Annotated in this window: 12 protein-coding genes and 2 pseudogenes; 2 read left to right on the forward strand and 12 right to left on the reverse strand. The window is 63.6% G+C overall.

Annotated features, from left to right (window positions below):
* Positions 1 to 919 precede the first annotated feature (919 nt).
* From BM009_RS20090 to BM009_RS20100, 3 genes are all read right to left on the reverse strand, one after another.
* A complete protein-coding gene (locus tag BM009_RS20090; protein ID WP_093298910.1) occupies positions 920 to 1,828 on the reverse strand; it encodes an MBL fold metallo-hydrolase in 909 nt (302 codons plus the stop codon).
* A 66-nt stretch (positions 1,829 to 1,894) separates the two neighbouring features.
* Complete coding sequence (locus BM009_RS20095) at positions 1,895 to 2,623, reverse strand: alpha/beta hydrolase (protein ID WP_217644231.1); 729 nt, start codon at positions 2,621 to 2,623, stop codon at positions 1,895 to 1,897.
* 144 nt (positions 2,624 to 2,767) lie between these two features.
* Complete coding sequence (locus BM009_RS20100; RefSeq protein ID WP_093298913.1) at positions 2,768 to 3,562, reverse strand: type 1 glutamine amidotransferase domain-containing protein; 795 nt, start codon at positions 3,560 to 3,562, stop codon at positions 2,768 to 2,770.
* Positions 3,563 to 3,825: 263 nt separating this feature from the next.
* Between BM009_RS20100 and BM009_RS20105 the strand changes: the two genes are divergently transcribed.
* On the forward strand, positions 3,826 to 4,122 hold the full coding sequence (locus BM009_RS20105) for a putative quinol monooxygenase (protein ID WP_093298914.1): 297 nt from the start codon (positions 3,826 to 3,828) through the stop codon (positions 4,120 to 4,122).
* A gap of 17 nt (positions 4,123 to 4,139) precedes the next feature.
* The gene (locus BM009_RS20110) at positions 4,140 to 5,150 is read left to right on the forward strand and encodes an aldo/keto reductase (protein ID WP_093298916.1); all 1,011 of its coding nucleotides are present in this window, start codon (positions 4,140 to 4,142) and stop codon (positions 5,148 to 5,150) included.
* A gap of 296 nt (positions 5,151 to 5,446) precedes the next feature.
* On the opposite strand, the gene BM009_RS20115 is transcribed toward BM009_RS20110, so the two are convergent.
* From BM009_RS20115 to BM009_RS20155, 9 genes and pseudogenes are all read right to left on the reverse strand, one after another.
* A complete protein-coding gene (locus BM009_RS20115) occupies positions 5,447 to 7,012 on the reverse strand; it encodes a sensor histidine kinase (protein WP_093298917.1) in 1,566 nt (521 codons plus the stop codon).
* The gene (locus BM009_RS20120; RefSeq protein ID WP_093298919.1) at positions 7,009 to 7,725 is read right to left on the reverse strand and encodes a response regulator transcription factor; all 717 of its coding nucleotides are present in this window, start codon (positions 7,723 to 7,725) and stop codon (positions 7,009 to 7,011) included. The genes BM009_RS20115 and BM009_RS20120 overlap by 4 nt, the downstream gene beginning before the upstream one ends.
* Positions 7,726 to 7,742: 17 nt before the next feature.
* Positions 7,743 to 9,221 (reverse strand): DUF4153 domain-containing protein, encoded by a 1,479-nt coding sequence (locus BM009_RS20125; protein WP_093298920.1) that lies wholly within the window; start codon positions 9,219 to 9,221, stop codon positions 7,743 to 7,745.
* Positions 9,222 to 10,097: 876 nt separating this feature from the next.
* Positions 10,098 to 10,937: a replication initiator protein A gene (locus BM009_RS20130; protein WP_368085948.1), complete on the reverse strand. Its 840-nt coding sequence runs from the start codon at positions 10,935 to 10,937 to the stop codon at positions 10,098 to 10,100.
* Between the two features lie 221 nt (positions 10,938 to 11,158).
* Positions 11,159 to 11,387 (reverse strand): annotated as a pseudogene (locus tag BM009_RS20135) (helix-turn-helix transcriptional regulator).
* 1,083 nt (positions 11,388 to 12,470) lie between these two features.
* Positions 12,471 to 13,643, reverse strand: a pseudogene (locus BM009_RS20140) (tyrosine-type recombinase/integrase); the annotation flags it as partial.
* Positions 13,644 to 13,950: 307 nt separating this feature from the next.
* Positions 13,951 to 15,510 carry a glutamine-hydrolyzing GMP synthase gene (guaA, locus tag BM009_RS20145; RefSeq protein WP_093298923.1) on the reverse strand — a complete coding sequence of 520 codons (1,560 nt, stop codon included), beginning with the start codon at positions 15,508 to 15,510 and terminating at the stop codon, positions 13,951 to 13,953.
* A gap of 49 nt (positions 15,511 to 15,559) precedes the next feature.
* Positions 15,560 to 16,261, reverse strand: a complete 702-nt coding sequence (locus BM009_RS20150; RefSeq protein WP_093298925.1) for a YoaK family protein — start codon at positions 16,259 to 16,261, stop codon at positions 15,560 to 15,562.
* Positions 16,262 to 16,272: 11 nt separating this feature from the next.
* Positions 16,273 to 17,607: an alginate export family protein gene (locus tag BM009_RS20155; RefSeq protein ID WP_093299247.1), complete on the reverse strand. Its 1,335-nt coding sequence runs from the start codon at positions 17,605 to 17,607 to the stop codon at positions 16,273 to 16,275.
* Positions 17,608 to 17,689: the final 82 nt, after the last annotated feature.

Genomic DNA, 17,689 nt, shown 5'->3' on the forward strand with positions numbered 1-17,689 from the left:
CAAATGCCCGAAATCCATCGGTCACGGCCGAGCAGGCCGTTGAGCCAGATTGATGCCGGATCTGATGCCGTCTGATTCCCCTAGCGCAAAACATCTCTATTCCACGGCGCAAAACGAAGTGCTAAACCCATGGGGCTTCAAAGTGTGTCAAATAGATTACCTCCGAGCCCACCGAGCTGTAACTCGGTGGGCTCACCTTCATGAAGTGACCTGATCAGCCATGGTATGCTGGTTGGCCTGTCTGATTGGATGACGCCGATCTTGGCATCGGCCTGAACTTTTCATGACGAGGTCAGCGCAGAGCGTTCAAGCAATTTGAGTCGCACCGATTTCCATCCCCCCGCTCCTCGGTCGCCGGCTACTGCAACCGAGGCAACCAGATCGGGGACCCTCGCGCCGACAGGCTTTTGATCACCCCATGGCTGAATGCCACCCTGCGTGGCGAATCTTCGAGCGTGGAAGGCGAGTAATCTTGAGAGAAGGTGCTTGATAGACGAGTCACTCCCCGATTGTGCTTAATAGACGAGTGCTGCTGCTCATGAGGACATCCGCCAGCAACGCGCCGGAGCCGCATTTGAGGGTAGCTTGGCGACTTAGCAGCGCTGCACGAGCCCTCGAGGCTGCCAATATGCCACTTGGCGCAGGCATTCGCAGGTTCCGAGCGCCGCGCGCCGACGAGGCGGACGCACTACACTCGTCTATTAAGCACATTCGAACCGAAGGATTCGTCTATCGAGCACCTTCGTCACCTCCGGGAGCCGCCTCGACTAGCTCCTCTGCCCCATCCGCCTCCGCCGGTTTCGACCAAAATGCGCCGATCGCCGGTCCGGCCTTGAACGGCAGCTTCAGCCAAAACTTGCCGTAAGCAAGGATGGCTTCGACGATCGTATATGAGTTCGGCGAGTTGAGGGAGTGCTCTTCAAATCACAAGCGTTTCGCCATCTGCGGGGATGAGCAGGCGTTGCGAATAACCACTTTGTTTGGCGAATGCGCGAAGATCGGCGCGGCTAAGGATGCAGTGGTTCACGGCTTCCATGTGACTCGCGATCAGCATCGCATTCGGCGCGGCGCGATGTACGGCAAGGACGTCCGTCGGGCCCATGATGATCGGATCCAGTCCGATCACGGTCGCCATCCCGGCGTTCAACACGATGACGTCGGGGGCGTAGGTGGCAATGGTGCGCTCGACCTCGCGATTCCAGATCGTGTCGCCGGCGACGTACAGCGTCTTGTGCGACGGGTGACGCAGGACGAAGCCGCTGACCGGCCCGAGTATCTGCGGCAGCGCCTTCAGGGCGGCATCGGTGCCATGCTGCCCGCCCGTGCGGCTCAGGCGCACGCCGCGAAACGCGGTGTTCTCTGTCAGAATACGGACATCTGCGAAGCCTGACGCATGCAGTTGGGCGGCATCGCCGGCGTTCTGCACGAAGATCGGCCGCGCCTTGTTCAGCTTGGCCTTCGCCGCTTCGTCCCAATGATCGGGATGCAGGTGCGTGACGATAACCGCATCGACGTCGATGATCGAGGCGAGCGGCATGGGCAGCGGCACGAGCGGGTTGCGCCGCTGGCTGTTGGCCGTCCCCTCAAAGCCCGGATAGGCGTCCTTATCCGCCAGCACCGGATCGACTAGGAAGCGGACGCCGCCATAGTCGATGCGCAAGGTTGCATTGCGGACCTGGGTAAGGCTGGCGCGCGTTGCGGGGCCTGCGATGGCGGCACCGATCGACACCGGTGCGGCAAACAGCGCTGAGGCAAGGATCGTGGCGCCGGCCAGCGTCATCGCCTGGCGACGGTCGAGTGCGGTGGGCGTGTCGGATGGATCGGCCATGCTGCCATCTCCCTCAACTATATTGGATGAACCGTCCGGCGAGGCACCGTTGTCGCAGTGGGTCGCCTAGTTGGCCGCAGTAGCCGCCGCCTCGATGAACGCGGCGACATCCTTCGGGTGGGACAGCATGACGGCGTGGCTGCTGTTGATCTCGGTCAGCTTGGCCTTGGCGCGGGTCGCCATGAAGCGCTGCGTGGTCGGCGAGACCATATGGTCCTGCTTCGTCAGCATCCAGCGAACGGGCTTGTCGTGCCACGCCGCCGTAGTCAGCTTGGTCTGCACCGCGGCCAGGCCCCAGGGGACCTGCGACACTGCCATGAAGCCGGTGATCGAAATGTCGACGTCCGCCGCGAACGCCGTCGGGAACTTGACCGGGTCTACGAGGATGAACCCTTCTTCCGGCGGCAGCAGCGGCGGACCGGATTCGCCGGGCACGGGCCGGGTCGCCAGCTCGAACACCGACTCCCCGGCATCGGGCGCGAGTGCCGCGATATAGGCGAGGCTCTTCACCTTGGGATCCGCGCCCGCTTCGGTGATGACCGCGCCGCCATAGCTGTGGCCGACCAGCACCACCGGCTTGCTTGCCTTCGCGATCACCTGGCGGGTGGCCGCGACGTCGCCGTCGAGCGTGACGGTCGGGTTCTGCACGACCAGCACCTCATAGCCGTCCCTGGTCAGTATGTCGTAGACCGGCTTCCAGCCCGAGGCATCGACGAATGCGCCATGCACCAGCACGATGGAGACGGGCTTGGTCGGCGCGTGGGGCTGGGCGGTGGCGGAAGCGGTGGTGGCCATGGCAAGGAGCACTCCTGCAATAAGATGTTTCATCGACGTCACTCCAGGTTGATCGGGGGGGGCGCTCGCTGCTCGGTGCCCGCGTACGCACCCGGGGCGAAGCGTGCGCGTGGCGTGCGCGTTCAGATCGCGTGCGGCCGGTGGTCAGGCATGGCCGAGCTTGCGATCCAGCGCGGCGATGAGGGCCGTGGCGATCGGGTGATCCGAACGCGGATTCTGGCCGGTGATCAGCTCGCGATCCCCGATGACATAGGGCTCGAAGTCCGGGCCGGTATCGACGACGGCACCTGCCAGCCCGAGCGCATAGGGCATGTCGAAATAGATCCTGGCGTGAAGGATCGTATCCTCGATCACCTTCTCCTCTGACTTTTGGAACACGGTCATCCGATAGCCGGCATATTGCCAGCCTCTGGACCATTCCTTCGCCTTGGCATGGTCGCCGGCGATCAGCGCCGCGCGGAACTCGCGTGCGTATGGCATTGCGGCAGTCGAGGAAATCGGGCCGTGACAGAGCATCGCCGTCGGCTTCTCGTGCGCATGGAAATGGCGCAGGATTTCGCCGAGTTCCTGATCCTGCATCAGGTCGACGATGGGGGCCTGGCCGCCGGGGATGAAGATCCCGTCATAGGTTTCGATCCCCTCGTCGAGGATCGAACGGAGCGTACGGCCCTGCATCGACGGGTCGTCGATCCAGAAAAGCTTGGCGTGCTCATAGGCCTGGACGTCGCCGCCGAAATGCGCGGGCGAGTCCGACGCCTTGTCCATCGTCGGGGGGCTGCCATTGGGTGTCGCGAGCACGACTTCATAGCCAGCATAGATGAGCGCCAGCATCGGAACCACGGTTTCGTTCAGGTAATTTCCCGTGTCTCCCCAATATCCGCCTTGGGTTTCAATGCGATTTGCATTGGACCCGATGACGACGACCTTGCCTTTGCTCATCCTGTCCTCCTTGGCCTCGACCGGCCCAGCAGCAGCGCAGGCGTATCTAAGCCCATTGGTTCTCCAAGAGGCGTCAATTGCGGTAACGTCGCGTTAAAGGAGGTAGGTCGCTCTCAGCGCTGCGCGTTCCGCGACATTCTCCAGATTTGACCCGGCTTAACTGCGATCCGCAAACGATCTGCGCTAATTAGCCTTCGTCCGGCACGCCCTTGTCTGGCGGCGCGCTGCACCAAGAATTGCGCCGCAGCCAAAGGGGAAGCGAGATGACCAGCAACGTGAAGATTGTCGCCATACTGACGGCGCGTCCGGGCAAGGAAGCGGAATTGCGGACGCTGCTCGAAGGCCTGATCGAACCAAGCCGGGCCGAGCCGGGGAATCTGCGCTACGACCTGTGGGCCGATCCGGCCGAGCCGGGAGTCTTCGTCCTCGACGAACTCTATGTCGACGCCGCGGCGCGGGAAACGCATCGCGCGACGCCGCACTTCCAGCACTATCTGGCGACCATCGCGCAGCTGGCGGAGCGGAAGGCATTCAACCTCGAACGGCGCATCGTCGCCTGAAAGGGAGGAATTGGATCATGACCTTCAAGGATATCCTGCCCGGCAAGCTCGGCTTCGGCGCGGCGCCGCTCGGCAACATGTTCCGCGCGATCCCCGAGGAGGAGGCGCTGGCGACGGTGGAAGCGGCCTGGCAGGACGGCATCCGCTACTTCGACAACGCGCCCTTCTACGGGGCAGGCCTCGCCGAACTGCGCATGGGCGCCGCCCTCAAGGACAAGCCCCGCGACGACTATGTGATCAGCACCAAGGTCGGCCGCATCGTCCTAGACGAGCTCGAACCCGGCGCGCGCGACAATGGCGAGAAGGGCGACGTGTTCGCCCATGGCCGTCCGAACAAGGTGATCAACGACTATTCGGCCGACGCGACGCTACGCTCGATAGAAGACAGCCTGAAACGGCTGCAGACCGATCGTATCGACATCATATGGGTTCATGATGTCGCCCAGGACTTCTATGGAGACGCTTGGCTCGAGCAATTCGAGAGCGCCCGCAAGGGTGCCTTCAAGGTGCTGGACCGACTGAAGGACGAGGGCGTCATCAAGGCCTGGGGCCTCGGCGTCAATCGCGTCGAGCCGATTGAACTCCTTCTCGACCTTGACGATCCCCAACCAGATGGGTCGCTGCTCGCCGGCCGCTACACGCTGCTCGATCACGGCCGAGCCCTTCAGCGCCTGATGCCTCGGGCCCTGGAGCGGGACCTCGGTATCGTAGTCGGTGGACCCTATAGCTCGGGAGTCCTCGTCGGCGGCCCCAATTTCGAATATGCGCCAGCCGACGCCGAAATCCTCGCCAAGGTCGCGGCGATCAAGCAGCTGGCCAGCCGTTATGGGATCAGCATGAAGGCTGCGGGCTTGCAGTTCGCGCTTGCGCACCCGGCGGTAGCGGCGGTGATCCCCGGAGCGAGCAGGCCAGCGCGCATCGCCGAGGATCGCGCAGCGCTTCTGGAGCATGTTCCGCCGCAATTCTGGGCCGCTCTAAGGGATGCAGGCCTGATCGATCCCGCCGCGCCCTTGCCCTTGGATGACTGAGGATTCAGCCCGCATCCGTCCCGGCGGGGAGCCAGACTGCTGAAGTCGGTCCATCGCTCGTAAGCGACATTTCTATCGGCCGGCGGCACAAGATGACTAGGGGCGTTCGGCCGGTGAAGTCCGCACGCTGCGGGCATTGTCTCAAGGCATAGTATCCTCGACGAGGATCGGTATATTTAGCACTGGCAAAACGGCTCCCGGGCCGATGTGACTACTCCTGCCAAAAGCCGTCTTTGCAGCGCCAATCGGCGAACGACGGGTTTGTCCCAATTTAAGTCGCTGGCAGGTCGAAGCCCTCACAATCCAATCGGGAGCGAAATCTTAAAAGAGGCGCCCTCTGCGGACGACGAATACAAATCGATCTCCCCCCGGTTGGCGCCGAGGAGCGAGCGCAGGATTGGGAGGCCAAGCCCGGTACCACCATCCGAGCGACGCGTGGTGAAGAACGGCTCGAAGATGCGGTGGCGGTCCCCCAGAGGCACCCCTGGCCCATCGTCCGCTACGGTTACAGTGACACCTGCGGTCGCTGATTGGGCTGCGAGCGTCACCTGCGTGGCGCCTGCCTGCTTACTGTTTTCGATCAGCCCCACCAGCACCGCCTCCAGCACGTTGGAGGGCATCGCGACGAGCGGCACAGGGTGCTCCGAAATGTGGACAGCGAGCGCAGCGCCCTCGTGCCCGTAGGCGTCAGCGATGCAGAGCATCACCTGGAGCACATCGGTCCGCGCCCCCTCCTCTGCCGTCGCCATGTCTGCACGGGCCAGATCGAGCAATCGGCTGACGAGCAGATTGAGCCGGGCGGCATCGCCAGCGATGTTGGCGAGGAAGCGCTCGCGATCCGCGGGGGCCATGTCGCCATGATCCTGCAGCAGCTCTACCGCGCCGCGGATGCCCGCCAGTGGCGTCTTGAATTCATGGCTGACCGCATGGGCGAAGTCGCGCAGATAGCGCGAGCGCCGTTCGATCGCCTCGGCCATGCTCCCGAAGTCGTGGTACAGCGCCTGGATCTCGATCGCGGCGGTGGTGGGCGCCTCCGGCACGGTGCCGCCCCCCTTGGCAACCGCCCGGGTCGCCTCCCCTAGTGCTTCCACCGGCCGAACGATGCCGCGCGAAAGCAAGCCGCTCAGCACCACCAGCGTGGCGAAGATCACGACGATGCCGAACAGGATCTTGCCGCGATCCTCGTAGATGCCGACGAACAACGCGCGCGGCGAGCGTGCGAGCAGCAGCACGCCGACCACTCGGCCATCGACGACGATCGGCCGGGCGTGGTGGAGGCGCAGGTCGGAGGCGCGGCTCAGCCACTCGAGCACGTAATGCGGGCGATAGGCGCCATTGCGGCGAAGGGTCGTCACCGCGCGACCGGCCAGCGCCGCCTGCAGTTCCGGCATCGCGCCATAGGCCAGGCAGGTATCGCCGCCTGCAAGAATGCGCCCTTGCGGATCGAGTAACTGGATCGACGCCAGCGTCGTGTTTGCCGTCGCACGGAGGACAGGGGCCAAGCGCGTTGCCCAAGCACGCGTCTCGGGATCGGTCGAACCTTGTCGGAAGACGGCTGCCGGGCGCTCAGGAAGGACCGTGGTCAGGCGCAGGTCGAGAGTGGACGCGCTGGGCATGGCGCCCATGCTCGCCGGCATCCCGTGCCCACCCGGCCACTCGGCAGCGCCCGCCGCTGCCAGCGCCGCGCTCTGCGCGATCAGCGCGGCTTCGGTCTGGCGCAGCAAGCTGTTCTCATAGACCCGCAAAAAGAGCGCGCCTAAGCCCGGCAAGGCCGCCACGAACACGAAGGTTAGCAGCAGGATCGTGCGAAGCCGCAGGCGCGGCCAATGGCGCCGCACGACCGCCTTGAACCGCGCGATCATCCCGCCCCGCAGGTGCCGAGCCGATAGCCGATCCCGGCGCGGGTCTCGATCACGTCCTCCGCGCCGATCCGCGCGAACTTGCCCCGCAGGTTGCGGATATGGCTGTCGATCGTGCGATCGGTTATGGCGAAGCCCGGCCCGTGCAGCCGATCGATGATCGCATCGCGGCTGAACACCTTGGAGGGCATCGCCGCCAGCGTGCGCAGGATGCCGAACTCGGTGACGGTGAGCGGCACCGGAGCCCCCGCCCAGCTTGCCTGCCAACCATCGGGATCGAGCGTCAGCCGTCCGTGCTGGAGCGGCCCGGCGGCCGCCGCGACGTCCGGCGGACGGCTGCCCACCCGCCGCAGGATCGCCATTACCCGCGCCACCACCTCGCGCGGCGAGAAAGGCTTCACGACATAGTCGTCGGCACCAAGCTCGATGCCGAGGACGCGATCGATCTCGTCGTCCCGGCTTGACAGGAACAGGATCGGCAGATCGCCGCCAGCGCGCAGCCGCCGGCACACCTCGATCCCGTCCATGCGCGGCATGTTGATGTCGAGCACGATCAGGTCCGGCGCGTGGGACGCGACCGCGGCCAGCGCCGCCTCGCCATCCTCCGCCTCGATCGCATCTAGCCCGGCCTTGGCGAGCGCGAACACCAGCAACTGGCGGATGTGCGGATCATCGTCCGCGACCAGGATCGTACGGGGCATGGGGAACTGGATCATGGCGCGCGCCTCCCCCGTCAAGATTGGACTTGCGGGGGAGTGATGCTGCCGTCGCACCAGTCCCGGCTGTAATTGGCAGGCAGCGGGCGCGGCGCACCAGATCCGACGATCGCCCGAGCCGCTGCAAGGCGGCGCGCGCCATGCCATGTCCAGTACCGCCCATCTGCCTGCCGCGTCTCGAGATCCCGGAGCAGATCGGCCCGCACATAGCGCACGCGGTCCAGCGTCTCGGCGTCCATCGGCCGACGTTCCAGCGCGAGCAGCGGCAGCAGGGCGCTGTCCCCGCCCCTGTGCAGGTAGCAGAGGTCAATCTTCGCCGGGTCGGCGGCCTGTACGTTCCAACGGGCGGCAATCGCTTCGATGTCGACGAAGCAGCAGGCAGTCAGCATGGCACCGGCAGCCAGCGCGTTGGAGTTGATCAGCCAGCACGCACTACGCCCGCGGAGAATGCGCCAGCAGATCAGCACCAGGCCGAGCGCAACCAGCGCCATCCACAGCAGCGCCGCAATCCGCCAGGAGGTGAGCATCGATTCCTGGATATACTGCACCGTCCGAAGCGCGCTGGAGGCGACGAGCACCAGGTTCTGCCCGACCCACAGGGCTACCATGCGCCGCGCCCAGGGATCGCGCTCGCTTGCGCTGCCCGGCCGCAGCATGGCCAGCGCCATCGCGCCGGCGATCAGAGCCGTGACGATTAGCGGATAGGCGCCGCGGTGCACATAGTCCGTCCGCGTCATGCCATCGGGCAACGCGCCCCCACCCCACAGAAAGGCGATGTCGAGGGCGTTCTGGAGCGCGAAGATCAGGTTGAAGAGCGCGAGCGCGATCAGCACCGACGGCAGCGACGTGCCGGGAAGGATCGGCTCCAGATCCGGCACGCGTCGTGCGACGCGCAGCGCGAGCGTGCCGGGACGCAGCATCGGCCAGACGCAGCAGGCGACGAAGGTCCACAGCGCCAGCTGCCACAGGCTGGGCAGCTGGATGGAGGCGAAGGCGTGCGCGATCAGCGGGTTCGCCGCCGCGAAGAGAATCAGGAAGACGATGCCGCCGAGCAGCGGCAGGGCCAGCGTAGTCGCCAGCAGGCGCGGAGAAGCGCCTACACCACGTCGTTGCTTGGCAATGCGACGCAAGTCCTTGAAGGGCCGCAGAAAGCCGGTAGCCCCATGGAGGAACAGGCGGACACCCCAATGCCAGGCACTGTCGAAACTCCCGACTCTGGGCGCCAGCGCAGCGAACGCGATCGCGCACCAGAACATCGACAAGGCCAACACCCCCGGCTCGTCGAACAGCGATACGGCGAAAAGCGCCGCCAACGCGAGCGCCGGCCAGACGGATCGCGCCCTGCCGATGTCCGGTCGGGTGGCGATGATTGCGAGCAGCCAGGCGCCGGCGAACACACCGACTCCTGCCCCGCCGAAGCTGTCAGCGAAAAGCCTGTCGAACAGGATGATCAGGGCCAAGGCCGCACCGGCCTTGCGGACGAAACTGAACCGCACGTGTTGCTCCCTCTTGCACAGGAGCGGCGTGGATATGCGATGCTAATCCATCGCTTGCGCTGGCGATGAGGAGCTTCGGCCGAGAATTTGTGCAGAAGCGGTGCAGAGGGCTGCGGTTATACGTGTTGCGGTAGCGACTGCCAGCCTCGCAGAGCAAGATCAACGTCGAGCTAAAAGCGAGTAAGGCCTGTGTTGTGGGTCTGCACGCTTCGTGTAGGCCTACAACACATATCTTGCCGTCCCTTTCGATGCAAAAGTCCGCAATCAGAAGCCACTCTCGGGTTTGCGAGAGGCAAGTTGCACAGATTTGCGGAGATGTGCACAGTTTTGCATAGTTTACGCCAAAAAAAGCCTCGGCTTGGTCAGCGGGTTGCATACCTTTGCGAACAATTGCGGAGTTTTGCATACCCGTCGGCCACTCAAGAGATCGAGCCGCAACCGACGCTTTGATCGGGAGGTGGGCTCAACGTTGCTCTCGGCTCGACAAACCCTCCGCGCGACCGAGCACTGGAGCGCCCGACACCACGACAGGTTCAAAAACTCAAAATGCGCAGTTCGTACGCGTCATCTCACCGGTTAAAAGATCTGTTAAGAGACCTGTTAAAGAGTTAAGCCGTATTTTTTGCCTATATTCTCTTATTCTGTCAGTACCTTAGCACGTTCAGCGGTGTGCGATACCACGTGAGTGGGTGGGTGAAACCACGATATCCGGGTGGGTGAAACCACGATATCCGGGTGGGTGAAACCACGATACGCGGGTGGGTCAAACCACGATACTCTTGCCGCGGCGCGGCTTGCCGCTCCAATGATGTCAGCTAAGTCACTTGACCGATTTGGATGAAGCAAGCTCCGATTCTGCAGGTGGCTTAACCGGCATCACCGGCCTCTAGCCTCCATCGCACGATCCATGCGATCCATGTGACGCTGGCGCTCCGCGATGCGGAGACTCCGTTCGTGGTGCTCTTGCTTGATGGCGACAGCTGCGTCGTGCTCCGCCTGCCCTCGTAGACGGCACTGCAAAGCCGGTTGGCCGCTAGCCGTACAAACCAGTTCAACTTGATACCCAGGGAGTTGATCAGCCTGCACGATCTCGCGGATCATTCGGCCGAATTCCTTGGCCGAGCTTTCGCTGCCGATTTTCTGGCGGAGTAGCTCGAGACGACAGATCCAGCCACCCCGCTGCAACCCAGCGTGTTTGCGAATGACCCGGTACAACGCAAGTTCGATGCCGCCGGAGAGCTCAAGGTAGGCGGGATCCAGCGTCAACAAGGACTTCTCAGCCAGTATGCTTTGGAAAACGCGATCGGACAGCGTGATTGCTACGCCGAGCGGCCGACCGCTACCGGGATCTTCTTCCACGCGCCATTCGTCGATCCAGTTGAAGCCAATCTTCACAAGCCGATCTGATGCGCGAGCGGACAAGAAGATTGAGGTGGACTGGAGGCGCACCAAGGCCGCCTGCAACTCACGATAGGCCTTTCCGCCGGTCCCCCTACCTAGCGCTTTCAACAGCTCATAGGGCGTCGTGCTGAGCATTGGGGACACTACACCCTGCCCCCTTTCGCGCGCATCGTTCAGCATAGAGGCAGCCCATATCAGGATGTCCGCATCCCAAATTGTCGCTATTCCAAAGGTTGGTATTCCTTCAATCCTTACGGAATTTGATCCATCAGGACTTTCGAACTGTATGGGACGCACGCGCTTTCTCTTCTGCACAGAGAGTACGGCTGCTCCATAAATTGCCGCTGGTCCTTCCAGCGTAAGCCGTTCAGCGGGGGTAGCGAACAGGCTCGACTTACGCCCGCGTCATTTTTCGGCTCGAGGATCGGCAAGAAATGGCCGACCTTCTTTGGCTCCGAGTAGCGCTGCAGGCGCTCACCACCTCGAACGGGGTGCGTTTTCACGACGAGATCTACGACGAGCGTCTGCGTGGTGCGCTACGCTTCTACACCCGGACGCGCAGCTCGAAAACCAGCGGACCTGCGCGCTTCAATCCATTCCTCAACCTCGCCCAACACCCACGCGACGTTTCTGCTCGTAAGGGCTATGCGCCGAGGAAACTCGCCGCGCTGTTCCATATTGAAAAAAAATGGTCCGCTCCGAGAGCGGGATCATCGTGTGCAACTTTTTACGATCGATCAGGATCTTGCCCGAGAGGGGTACCATAGCTCGCCTTTTGCCGGTCACATCTTCACTCGTGCCGGACGGTACCTGCCAGTTCAGGTTGCTTCTGCGAAAAATGTTGTCAATTTGGTTGACATGGGGCCTGCCTCACTCCCACCTCCCCAGTGCGACGCGGACATCGCTCGAGCTATCGCGCGCGTAGATCAGAGGATCCGCCGAAGATCGAGAGCGGGCACAAAGATTCGCTTGATAGAGCTGTACCTAGATCCCGCTATAAAGCGGTTTGAGGCCTCTATTGAACCTAACCTTAGACAGCATCTTTCATGGTATACGTCTGGCTCGTTGAGCAAATTCATCCGAAAATTTGGCCTTCAGAACGCGTATGAACTTCAACGAAGTTTCACGAGACGACTAACAAAGATGTGGCATACGCTGGATTCTGATCCACAAGCCCTATATGCCACCGTGGAAAACATATTGTATGTACTAAATGACGGTTGCTTCACAGCCCTTAAGCCCCGAACGGTTGGCAATAGCTTCTTAAGTACTAACCGTCGATCCGGAGAGTGCAAATTTTGTGGCGAGCCCGCTGAATATAAGGCGTTCTCCGCTGGAGACGAATCCTTGAAGGACGATGATCCAGAGGACAAACTAAGATTAAGCAATTGGTACTGCTCGAAGCACACACCACGGATGACCGATGGCAAGATTAATGCGATCTATCGACGAGCTCTCCGGAGTACGCAGGCATTTGAAATTGAGATGTCAAGATTGCACATGACAACAGGAGACCCACTTAGGGAGACCTGGATCGATGACGAAGATATAATCGACGTTTTCTTGCGACGATATGTGAAACTACAAGGAATCGACGTTCGAAATTATCGAACGCTCCGAAACCACGCGAGGCACCTCGTCGACCAAGCCATGACCGACCAGAAGAAGATTATATGCGGACTTCATTATCTGGGAAAAAATCAATCTCAGATCGCCGCCCACCTAGGGATATCTCGGCAAGCCGTTTCGAAGTTAAAGAAATCTATAGACCCTTCCTACTTTCCAAACGATTAGATAATCGGCGCCCACCTCTCTGCTAAATTGAACCGCATTTATCGCTGACCCACCTTCGATCATGTTCGCCCAATCCTGCAACATTTCGGTTCGCTGCTCGCGGTACTCAGCCTTGTTGTAAACCGCGCGCACGCCACGCTGCTCGTGCGCCAGGCACTTCTCGATCCAGTCGGTGTTGTACCCCGCTTCATGCAGCAGCGTGCTGGCGGTGCGCCGCAGATCATGCGGCCCGAACTTGGCGAGCGGCCTGCCGTCCTTCTGCGCCAATCGATAGGTCAGCGTCAGCACCTGGTTGAGCGTCGCACTGCTCATCGGCAGGTCAGAATCGTACCGCGACGGTAGAACGTATTCCGATCCTCCAGCGAAGGTTTTGAGCGCGATGAAGATATCCAGCGCCTGCCGCGACAGGAAAACGAGGTGCGGATTGCGCCGCTTCATGCGCTCCTTGGGGATGGTCCAGAGCGCCTCGCTGAAATTGATCTCGCTCCACTTGGCGTTGGTCAACTCGCTCTTGCGGACCATGGTGAGCAGCAGGAGCTTGGCCGCGGCCCGGATAGAGGGACTGGTGCCGATCCGCTCGATGTACTGGTACATGAGCCCGATCTCTTCGGGCGTCAGCGCCCTGTCCCTCGGCTCGAAACGGGCGATCGTGGTGGGACGGACCAGCTCCGCCGGGTTCTCTACCTTCTGGCCCCGCTCGATCGCCCAGCGGAATACCTGGAAAACCACCTCGCGGGCGTGAACGGCCGTCGCCGGCGCGCCGCGCTCGACAATGGCATCGGTCAGCGCGCGCAGATCTTCATGGGTGATCTCGGGCAGCTTCTGATTGCCGAACTTCGCCTTGAGCTCGCGCTCGAAGATGGCACGGCGCATGTCGCGCGTGGACTCCGCCATCTGATAGCCGCGGAGCCATTTGTCGGCCCAAGCCTCGAACGTGTCCGCATCCTTGATACGGGCCTTGTTCCTCGCCTTTTCCTTCGCTGGCGATTTCCCCGCCGCGACCATCTTCTTGGCTTCGTTGAGCTGCTCGCGCGCCTCGGCCAGCGTGATTCCACCAACGCCATACCGGCCGAACGTGATCGTCTCCTGGCGACCGTTGATCGCGTAGTTGTAGCGGAACGAGATCGAGCCTGCCGGCGTGACCGCCACGTACAGCCCGTCCCGGTCGTTCACCTTGTAGAGCTTCTCCTTGGGCTTCAGATTCCGCAGCTTGGTATCGGTCAGCATTCGAACCGCCCCATCCCGCCGAAAAATACCATGCTCCCAGACCCCAGATTTTTGACCATATTCAGCTTACAACTCAGATGTTTAGCAATTTTCAATACCATGCGTGCACATTGACGCGGACATGGTATCGATGCCCTTGCTAGCCTCTCAGCGGTTCGCATACCATTAATCGTGCCATTCAAAATACGTGCTTGCCGCTGCCAGACAGTGCCCGACACGACATGGCCCCAGCGCAAAAAAGCCCGCATTTCTGCGGGCTTTTCCGTGTCTTATTGCCTCTCGATGCCGGCTCATGCCGGACGCAGGATCATTCCCACTCGATCGTGCCCGGCGGCTTGCTCGTATAGTCGTAGGTCACCCGATTCACGCCCCGCACCTCGTTGACGATACGGGTCGCCACGCGCGGCAGGAAGCCGCCGGGGAATTCGAACGCCTCGGCGGTCATGCCGTCGATCGAGGTCACCGCGCGCAGCGCCAGCACGCTGTCATAGGTGCGGCCATCGCCCATCACCCCAACGCTGCGCACCGGGGTGAGCACCGCGAAGGCCTGCCAGATCGTGTCGTAGAGGCCCGCGTTGCGGATCTCCTCCAGATAGATCGCGTCGGCCTTGCGCAGGATGTCGCAGCGCTCCTTGGTGACCTCGCCCGGGATGCGGATCGCCAGGCCCGGCCCGGGGAAGGGGTGGCGGCCGACGAACACGTCCGGCAGGCCCAGCTCGCGGCCGAGCGCGCGGACCTCGTCCTTGAACAGCTCGCGCAGCGGCTCGACCAGCTGCATGTTCATCCGCGCGGGCAGCCCGCCGACATTGTGGTGGCTCTTGATCGTCACCGACGGACCGCCGGTGAAGCTGACGCTCTCGATCACGTCCGGATAGAGCGTGCCCTGCGCCAGGAAATCGGCGCCGCCGATCTTCTTCGCCTCGGCCTCGAACACGTCGATGAAGGTCTTGCCGATGAACTTGCGCTTCGCCTCGGGGTCGGTGACGCCGGCGAGGCCGCCGAGGAACAGTTCCTCCGCGTCCACATGGACGAGCGGGATGTGGTAATGCTCGCGGAACATGGTGACGACCTGGTCGGCCTCCCCTGCCCGCATCAGGCCATGGTCGACGAACACGCAGGTCAGCTGGTCGCCGATCGCCTCGTGGATCAGCACCGCAGCCACCGCGGAATCGACGCCGCCCGACAAGCCGCAGATCACCTTACCGTCGCCCACCTGCGCGCGGATCTCGGCGATCTTGGCGGCGCGGAACTCGGCCATGGTCCAGTCGCCCGACAGGCCGCAGACATGGCGCACGAAGTTCGCCAGCAGCTTGGCGCCATCGGGGGTGTGGACCACTTCCGGGTGGAACTGCATCGCATAATAACGACGCTCGTCATTGGCGATCACCGCATAGGGGGCGCCAGGGCTCGCCGCGACCGGGCGGAAGCCGGGGGCGAGTGCCGCCACCTTGTCGCCGTGGCTCATCCACACCTGATGGCTTTCGCCGGTCTGCCACAGGCCGTCGAACAGCGCGCAGCCATCGGCAATCTCGATGAAGGCGCGGCCGAACTCGCCGCTGTCGCCCTGCACCACCTGGCCGCCCAGCTGGTGCATCATCACCTGCTCGCCATAGCAGATGCCGAGCACCGGCAGGCCGCTGTCGAAGATCTCCTGCGGCACGCGCGGGGACCCCTCGTCGAGCACCGAGGCGGGCGAGCCGGAGAGGATGATGCCCTTGGGCTGCATCCGGGCAAAGGCCTCTGCGGCGGTGGTGAAGGGGGCGATCTCGGAATAGACCCCGGCTTCGCGAACGCGGCGGGCGATCAGCTGGGTCACCTGGCTGCCGAAATCGACGATCAGGATGGAGTCGGTGTGCTGGAGCGTCATGGCTGGCCGATAGGGAGCGATCGCCGGACTGTCAAAGGGGTGCGGGCGATCAGGGCCGCAACGGCTCGGCGGCAACGGGATGGCGGACGCAGGCGAGCGTGCCGACCAGCACGGTAAGCCCCGCCACCACCAGCGGAATCGCCAGGCCATAGCGGTTGACGAGGATCGCGCCGAGGAAGGCGCCGAACAGGATCGCCACCACCGCCGCAAGCCGCCGCCCGATATTGGGGTTTCGGCCGCCCGCGAGGTGCGAATCGGCGGCGATGCCGGTGAGCGTCAGCGTCAGCACGGTCGTGGTGAGATCGGGCACCTTGAGCTGGCGGATCGTCGCGTTGCGAAAGCCCATCGCGATCGCGGTCAGGGCGATGATCGCGAAAACGCAGGTCTCGGGCAGGATGCCCATCGCCCCGGCCCAGGCCGCGACCCCCGCGGCGAGGCCAAACAGTACCGCCTCGGTCAGCGCTGCCAGCACCAGCCAGCGCCGCAGCGGCTGCCCGGCGAGATGTGACCCCACCTTGCCCGCCACCAGCGCGCCGACCAGGAACGAGGCAAGCGCAACGATATAGGGCGCGATGGTGAAGCCCGGCGTGCCCGCCGCCGCGAAGCCGAGGAACACGATGTTCCCGGTCATGTTCGCGGTGAACACCTTGCCGAGCCCGAGCACGCTCACCGCGTCGACAAGGCCCGTGGTTACGGAGAGCAGCAGGAGCAGCGGCGGAAGCGGGGAAGTTGCGGTCTTGGGGTCGGCCATGGCGGGGATCCTCAGAATCGGAAGTTGCTTTCCAGGCCGAGCATCCGGATCGGGCGGGGCGCACCGGTTTCGCGCAGGAAGCGCCCGGCCTGGAAGAAGGAAAGCGAGGCGGAAAGCTCGAGCTCGGCGGTCGCCTGCCAGGCGATCGCGCCTTCGATCTGCTTGCCGATGAAGCGGGCGCGGCTGGTGCCGGGCGCGCGGAGCAGATTGCCAGGGATGTCGTACACGCCGTCCGCCGTGCTGTAGCGCCAATAGGCGCTGCCGGCGATGCTGGCGGAGACGCCGCCGCCCAGCGTGCCGGCGATCCGCGGGTTGAGGTTGATCAGGTTGTAGGGGCCCACGGGCGACAGCTCGCCGAAATATTTGCCCTTGGGGAACAACGCATTGAACGTGCCGAGCCGGCGGTCGCCGGCATGGCCGTCGCCGCTGATCACGTTGAAGCGCAGCACTGCGTCGGGCGCGAAGGGCAGGCCGGGCAGCGTGCGGCCGAGCTCGGTGCCGAGCGTCCAGGCGGCGATCGGGCCGTCGGCGAAGCGGCCCAACTGGGCGACGCCCTCGACATTCCAGTGCCAGTTGTCGCGGGCGCCGTAGACGCGCGCGCCGAAACTGTGCCGCAGCTCGCGGCCGGTGCGGTCGCCGAACTGCGCCGCGCGGTTGCGATAGCCGAGATAATAGAGGTCGAGCCCCGGCAGCACCGCATAGGCGCCCCAGAGCCGCTTGGTCGGCGAGGTGCGGTCGTCGAAGGTGCCGAGCCGGGGTGCCACCGGCGCGACGGCCAGCAGGCTGATCTTCGCCCGCCCTACCGCCACGATCCCGCGCACGCCGTCGAACGCCAGCGGCACATTGGGGCCGTAGCGGGTGCCGATCAGCCGCTCGGTGCCGAGCGACAGCATCTGCCGCCCGCCGCGCAGGATGACCGCGCCGAGATCGACTTCCGCGAAGCCCTGGAGCAGGTCGGTCCGCGTCTGGTCGACTGGGCCGGCGGCGGGGCGGACACCGGCGGCATAGGCGAGGATCGGCTGGGCAAAGGCGCGGACGCGGCCGACATGGAGATCGGCATAGGGCAGCACGCGCGTCCAGAGATACGCGTCGTCGGGCGAGGCCGCGTTGCCGAGGCTGTTGTTGGCGAAGGATTCGCTGCGCAGTCGGACTTCGACGCCGGTGGAGAGCCATGCCTCGCCGCCCAACGGGATGTATTTGAACGGGCCGGTCCAGTGGTGCGCGCGCTTTTCGGCATCGGCGAGGTCGGACCAGTCCTCGTCATAGCGAGTGATGCTGAGGGTCGGCGCCTGCCAGGGTTCGTGGATGGGGGTGGATGCAGTCTGGCCCTCCCCCACAACCGTCATCCCCGCGGAGGCGGGGATCCATTGGGGCTGACGCTTCGGCTCTAGCCCCGAACGTACAGGCGAATGGATCCCCGCCTTCGCG

The organism is Sphingomonas sp. NFR04 (genome assembly GCF_900114095.1).
Taxonomy (GTDB): Bacteria; Pseudomonadota; Alphaproteobacteria; order Sphingomonadales; family Sphingomonadaceae; genus Sphingomonas.

Bases quoted from the DNA above. Each gene is read 5' to 3' on its own strand.
- BM009_RS20150 (WP_093298925.1), bottom strand. From the start codon at position 16,261: ATGGCCGACCCCAAGACCGCAACTTCCCCGCTTCCGCCGCTGCTCCTG.
- BM009_RS20090 (WP_093298910.1), bottom strand. From the start codon at position 1,828: ATGGCCGATCCATCCGACACGCCCACCGCACTCGACCGTCGCCAGGCG.
- BM009_RS20100 (WP_093298913.1), bottom strand. From the start codon at position 3,562: ATGAGCAAAGGCAAGGTCGTCGTCATCGGGTCCAATGCAAATCGCATT.
- BM009_RS20120 (WP_093298919.1), bottom strand. From the start codon at position 7,725: ATGATCCAGTTCCCCATGCCCCGTACGATCCTGGTCGCGGACGATGAT.
- BM009_RS20155 (WP_093299247.1), bottom strand. From the start codon at position 17,607: ATGACGGTTGTGGGGGAGGGCCAGACTGCATCCACCCCCATCCACGAA.
- BM009_RS20115 (WP_093298917.1), bottom strand. From the start codon at position 7,012: ATGATCGCGCGGTTCAAGGCGGTCGTGCGGCGCCATTGGCCGCGCCTG.
- guaA (WP_093298923.1), bottom strand. From the start codon at position 15,510: ATGACGCTCCAGCACACCGACTCCATCCTGATCGTCGATTTCGGCAGC.
- BM009_RS20105 (WP_093298914.1), top strand. From the start codon at position 3,826: ATGACCAGCAACGTGAAGATTGTCGCCATACTGACGGCGCGTCCGGGC.
- BM009_RS20110 (WP_093298916.1), top strand. From the start codon at position 4,140: ATGACCTTCAAGGATATCCTGCCCGGCAAGCTCGGCTTCGGCGCGGCG.
- BM009_RS20095 (WP_217644231.1), bottom strand. From the start codon at position 2,623: ATGGCCACCACCGCTTCCGCCACCGCCCAGCCCCACGCGCCGACCAAG.